Below are 5,825 nucleotides of genomic sequence, written 5' to 3'. Positions count from 1 at the left end.
CGAGCTGGGCGTCGGTCAGCCGGGTCGGGCGGGCGAGGCGGGGGACGGGGCCCGATAGGTCGGCGAGGACACGGGCGCCGGGCGGGGCGGCGTCCGCGACCAGGGAGATGATCTCGATCTCGTGGTCGGCGGCGAGGGCGTCGGCGTCGGCGAGCGCCACCGCGTCCTGCCGCTCGTGGAGCGGGTCGGCGACGCCCGAGACCAGGAAAGCGATCTTCACTGCGCGTCCTCCGGGGTGCAGGTGAGGCGGAGGCCGCCCTTGGCGGTGCGGGACGCCTGGACCCAGCGGCGTCGCCGATCGGACAGCACGACCAGACGCGCCGGATAGGTGATCTTCCCCGTTCCGAGCAGGGGGACGCCGCGGCCGTCGACCGCGATCTCGAACCGGCGGCGGCCGTCGCGCAGCAGCAACGGCTCCACGACGATCGTGAACCGCCCCTCGGCGTCGACACTGACCGGCACGGACTGCGGCTCCCCTCCCCCGGGCTGGTCCGGGACGAGCGAAGCCGTGACGTCCGAGGCGGGAACCGGCAGCAGTCGTCCGTGCACCGTGACGGAGTCCCAGCCCGTGACGACCCGTCTGACCTGCGCCTGCGGCGCGACAGTCTCGATCCGTGGGCCGCCCCGCCTGGCGGGCAGCCGGTGGAGGGCGTGCCGAGCACAGCGTCCGCCGAGGCGTCGCAGCCGTCGCACCGCACGCCGGGACGCGGCGGCCGGGCGCCGCACCGTCGCAAGCCACTCGATCATCTCCGCCGACGCTAGGGACACCGCCCCGCCGTCCCCGCGCCGCGACACCCGGCTCGACGCATTCTTTGCCCGCCCCGTCCCGGGCGGGAAGTCCCCTTCATCCGAGACGCGCGGTTCCTCCCCCTGAAGTGGGCAAAGTCTGTTCGCGTTTCGGTCAGCTGGAGTTAGATCCCGCTCCGGAATGACCATCCCTACCGCGGGACACATCCGCGGCGAAGGGAGACCGATGGAGCGGGGGCGCGACCTCTTCCTGGTCTGCAACAACTTCGAGGTCATCGGCGGGGTGCAGACCTGGGTGCACCATATGGGCCGGTTGTTCACCGAGCGCGGGCACAACGTCCACGTCATCGGGATCATGCGGCCGCGGCAGGTCCACGACCACGGCAGCGGGTTCCCCTACCGGACCACCGTCCTGCATCCGAAGTTCCCGCCCGGCCCCTGGGAGCTGAAGGGACGGCAGCGGTTCGACGCCGCACAGCGGGCGCTGCGCGACGAGCGGCTCGACGGCGCGGCCCGGCTGGCGGAGCTCCTCGGGGCGGCACGTCCCGGCGCCATGGTGATCGTCGCCGAGGTGTGGGGGATGGAGTGGGTCGCGCGGGCGGCGCCGCCCGGCATGAAGGTCATCGGCATGGTGCACGAGTCGCACGCCGCGTGCCGGCTCGCCGGCCGGCACGACCGGGTGCTCCGCCACTTCGCCGACGTCGACCGGTTCCTCACCCTCACCGAGACCGACGCCCACCTGTTCGCCCGCGACGGCATGACCAACGTCGACTTCCTGCCGAACGCCCTGCATGTGACCCCTGACGGCCACGCGACGCTCACCGAGCCCGTCGTCGTCCGCCTCGGCCGCCTCGACTACGACAAAGGCCAGGACCTGCTGCTCGAAGCGTGGTCCCAGGTCGCGCCCCACCACCAGGACTGGACGCTCCGCATCCACGGATCCGACAAGTCCGGCGGAAAGGAGCAGCGTTTCCTGGAGAAGATGACCGCCGACCTGGGTCTCGCCGCGAGCGTCCAGTGGCCGGGACCGACCTCCGACATCGGCCCCGCCCTGCGCGCCGGATCGGTGTTCGCGCTGACCTCGCGCGAAGAGGGCTTCCCCATGGCGATCCTCGAGGCCATGGCGCACGGGCTGCCGTGCGTGGCGTTCGACTGCGCGCCCGGAATCACCGAACTGATCACCGACGGGGTCGACGGCTTCGTCGTGCCCGCCGGGAACACCACCGCTTTCGCCGTCGCACTCCGGCGGCTCATCGAGGACGAAGAGCTCCGCAAGCGGATGGGGCGCGCCGCCCGCGACTCCGTGCAGCGGTTCGCGCCCGGCCGTGTCGCCGAACGCTGGGAACGGCTCTTCGCCCTGCTCGAACGTTGAACCCCTTTGCCGACCTGGAGAAGCGCATGGCCGTGAAGCTGAGTGTCGTCGTCCCGTTCTACAACGTCGAGGACTACCTGGAGGAGTGCCTGGCCTCGCTCGCCCGGCAGAGCCTCCGCGACCTTGAAGTGATCATGGTGGACGACGGTTCGCCCGACGGGAGCGCCGTCATCGCCAAGGCGTTCGCCCGCGACGACGCGCGGTTCCGGCTCGTCCAGCAGGAGAACCAGGGGCTCGGCCCAGCCCGCAACGTCGGCGCGGCACACGCGACCGGCGCGTACCTGGCGTTCGCCGACAGCGACGACGTGGTGCCCGCCCACGCCTACGAACGGATGATCACCTGCCTGGAGGAGACCGGCTCCGACCTGGTCACCGGCGGGGTCGAGATCCTCAGCTCCGACGGGCGGCGGCGCGCGGCCTTCTACGGCAAGGCGTTCGCCAGCAACCGCAAACGCACCCATATCAGCCGCGACCCCGAACTCCTCCACGACCGGACGGCCTGGAACAAGGTGTTCCGCCGTTCCTTCTACGAACGGCACGGCCTCGCGTTCCCGGCCGGCGCCTACGAGGACGCGCCCGTCGCGATCCCCGCGCACGTGCTGGCGACCAGCGTCGACGTCCTGTCCGACACGATCTACCACTACCGGCAGCGGGAGAGCGGCGAACGCTCCATCACCCAGCGGCGCACCGAGATCGGCAACATGCGCGACCGGGTCGCGTCCGTGCGGAACGTCTCGGAGTTCCTGCGGCGGCACGCCCCCGAACTGAAGAACCCCTACGACCTGACCGCCCTCGACAACGACCTGATGTTCTTCCTCGACGTCCTCGAGGACGGCGACCCCGCCTACCGCGAAGCGCTCTGCGACGCCGTCTCCGGCTTCGTCGACCAGGTCGACCCGGCGCTCCTCGGCCGGCTCACGTCGGTGAAACGGCTCAAGTACCACCTCGTCCGCGCCCGCAGGACCGAGGAACTGATCAAGGTCAGGGAGTACGAGCGGACCGGGCTGCCCGCCTGCCGGATCGAACCGCGCGGGCTGCTGCGCCGCCGCTGGTACGCCGGCCACCCCTTCCAGGACTCCGCCGAACTCGACATCCCCTCCCAGATCTTCGACGCCACCGACGAGCTGACGCTGCACGCGCGCGTCGACCGGATCGCGTGGGAGCCGCGGCGGGTGCGGCTGACCGGCCACGCCTACGTCCGCGGGCTCGACATGGAGCTGTCGGACCGGATCGAGATCACGCTCCGGCACACCAAGACCGGCGGCCGGATCGCGCTGCCCGTGGTGCGCGTCCCGCGGACTGACGTGACGGCCGACTCCCGCCAGCCCGCCGCCCGCTACGACGGCTCCGGGTTCGTCGTCGAGTTCGATCCGGCCCGGCTCAGGCACGTCCAGTCCTGGCAGCACGCCGACTGGGAGCTGGAGATCCAGGTCAGGGTCGGCGGGCGGACCCGGCGGCTCAAACTCGACGGCAAGGTCTCCGGGTTCCCGTCATGGACGGTCTGGGCGGGGTTCCTCGACCTGCCGGGCGGGGCGCGGATGCAGTTCGTGCCGTCCGGGTCGGGGGTGACGCTGCGGGTGCGCAGGCTCGGGGCCGTCGCCACCGGGTACACGTGGGACGAGGACGGGCTGACCGTCGAGGGATGGTGCGCGGGTGCGCTGCCGGCCGGGTCGCGGCTGACCGCGGTCTGCCGGGAGAACGGGGTGAACGTCGCGGTCGACGTCACGGAGATCGCGGCCGAGGAGGGCCGGTCGGGGTTCCGGGGGCGGCTGCCGCTGGAGCGGCTGCGGGCTGCGCTGCCCGAACCCGTCGCGTCCGCCTTCCACTGGGATCTGTGGCTGCACCGGGACGGGAAGGGACGCCGGATGTCCGTCGCGTCCGGGTTCGCGGAGACCAGCCGGTCGCTGACCGGGTGGGCGTGCCAGGTGACGGTCACCCGCTACACCAATCTGACGGTGCGCGCGGTGCCGCGGCGGCTCGTCATCGAGTCGTCCGCGTGGGTGTCGCCGGATCTGCTGCGGCTGAGCGGGCACTACGCGGGCGACCACCAGATCACCGGACGTCCCGCGCATCTGCTGCTGCGCCGCCGCCGCACCGGAGTGCAGCACACGCTGCCGCTGGACTGGGACGGCGACCGGTTCAGCGCCGATCTTCCGCTCGGGGCCGTCACCAGCCTGGCCGGGACCCTGCCGCTCGCCCCCGGCACCTGGGACCTCCTGCTCACCGACCCGACGACCTCGCTGACCGCGACCCTGCCCTGCCAGGCGTCGCTGCCCGACGGGCACGAGACCGCGGGACACCACTACCGGCTCCGGCCGTCGCCCGACGACGGGCTGCACCTCGCCGCCCGTGTCGCGAGGCCCGACGACGAGCGCGGCCCGTACGCGCGGCGGATGCTCACCGAAAGGGACTATCCGGCGTTCCGGCGGCTGCCGGTCCGCGACACGATCATGTTCGAGAGCTACTGGGGCTGGCAGTACTCCTGCAACCCCAAAGCGATCTTCGAGGAGCTGCGGCGCAGGGACACCGGGTACGACCTGGTGTGGGTGACCGGCGACCAGCCGTTCCGGCTGCCCGAAGGGGCGCGGTCCGTGCAGCGGCACAGCCGCGCCTACTACGAGATGACGGCGACCGCCCGGATCGTGGTCAACAACGTCGCCCAGCCGAACTGCTACGTGAAGCGGCCGGGGCAGACCTATCTGCAGACCTGGCACGGCTCACCGATCAAGACCATCGGCTACGACATGAACTGGGCGACGCTCGACCGGCGTGAGCAGCGGCTCCGCGAGTTCGCCGCCGACGTCGCACAGTGGGATCTGCTGGTCAGCCAGAACCCCTACAGTTCGGCCGTGATGCGGCGGGCGTTCCGCTACGACGGCGAGATCCTCGAGTCGGGGTATCCGCGCAACGACCGGGCGCACGGGCCGGACCGGGAGCGGATCAGGGCGGCCGTCCGGGCGCGGCTGGGGGTGCCGGACGGGAAGCGGGCCGTCCTGTACGCGCCGACCTGGCGGGACAACCTGCAGACCGCGCACCGCGGCCTCGCCCGCCACGAACTCGCCCTCGACCTGCGGCGGGCCGTCGAAGCGCTCGGCGACGACACCGTGGTGCTGCTCCGGCCGCACCACCTGCTCAACACCGGCATCCCGAAGGGCTGCGAGCGGAGCATCATCGACGTCGGCCGGTACACGGACGTCACGGAGCTCTATCTGGCCGCCGACGCGCTCATCACCGACTACTCCTCGGCCATGTGCGACTTCGCCGGGCTCGGCAAACCCATCATCCTGTTCACCCCGGACCTGGCGGCCTACCGCGACGACATCCGCGGTTTCAGCTTCGACCTGGTCGCCACCCCGCCGGGCCCGATCCTGGAGGACGGCGACGAGGTCATCGACGCCCTCCGCGACCTAGACGCCCTCGCCACCCACCACCGCCCCACCCTCGACACCTTCGCCGCCACCTTCTGCCCCCACGACGACGGCCAAGCCGCCACCCGAGTAGTAAACCGCCTCCTCACCCTCTAACAACCACGACCAACACGAGCGGCGCGGCGGACCCCGGGCAGCGCAACGCGAAGCAGCGCAGCCCGGGCAAAGCAGCGCAGCGCGGGCAAAGCAGCGCGGGCAGTGCGAAGGCACGCGCGATGTTGGGCGGCGCGAGCGGGTGGGCTGGTGGGGGGCGGGGTCAGTGTGGGGGGTCGTGGGTG

4 protein-coding genes are annotated in these 5,825 nt (G+C 71.9%); 2 read left to right on the top strand and 2 right to left on the bottom strand.

Translation table 11 applies throughout. From position 1 onward, the window contains the following. Both ACYVE7_RS27845 and ACYVE7_RS27840 read right to left on the bottom strand, forming a co-directional pair. Positions 1-220 (bottom strand): hypothetical protein (locus tag ACYVE7_RS27845; protein WP_460368696.1); only part of this gene is annotated, 220 nt, incomplete at its 3' end. After that, positions 217-747 carry a hypothetical protein gene (locus ACYVE7_RS27840; protein ID WP_460368695.1) on the bottom strand — a complete coding sequence of 177 codons (531 nt, stop codon included), beginning with the start codon at positions 745-747 and terminating at the stop codon, positions 217-219. The genes ACYVE7_RS27840 and ACYVE7_RS27845, both read right to left, overlap by 4 nt. A gap of 226 nt (positions 748-973) precedes the next feature. Here ACYVE7_RS27840 and ACYVE7_RS27835 point away from each other — a divergent pair, with 226 nt between their 5' ends. Together ACYVE7_RS27835 and ACYVE7_RS27830 are read left to right on the top strand one after the other, a co-directional pair. Then, a complete protein-coding gene (locus ACYVE7_RS27835) occupies positions 974-2,119 on the top strand; it encodes a glycosyltransferase (protein ID WP_460368693.1) in 1,146 nt (381 codons plus the stop codon). Positions 2,120-2,145: 26 nt separating this feature from the next. Then, positions 2,146-5,643, top strand: a complete 3,498-nt coding sequence (locus ACYVE7_RS27830) for a bifunctional glycosyltransferase/CDP-glycerol:glycerophosphate glycerophosphotransferase (RefSeq protein WP_460368691.1) — start codon at positions 2,146-2,148, stop codon at positions 5,641-5,643. The last annotated feature ends 182 nt before the right edge of the window (positions 5,644-5,825 follow it).

Source organism: Actinocorallia lasiicapitis, from assembly GCF_054778695.1.
This window is presented reverse-complemented; position numbering and strand designations above follow the sequence as displayed.

What these genes read in the sequence shown, in the direction of transcription:
- ACYVE7_RS27835 (WP_460368693.1), top strand. Translation starts at nt 974, where the DNA reads ATGGAGCGGGGGCGCGACCTCTTCCTGGTCTGCAACAACTTCGAGGTC.
- ACYVE7_RS27840 (WP_460368695.1), bottom strand. Translation starts at nt 747, where the DNA reads ATGATCGAGTGGCTTGCGACGGTGCGGCGCCCGGCCGCCGCGTCCCGG.
- ACYVE7_RS27830 (WP_460368691.1), top strand. Translation starts at nt 2,146, where the DNA reads ATGGCCGTGAAGCTGAGTGTCGTCGTCCCGTTCTACAACGTCGAGGAC.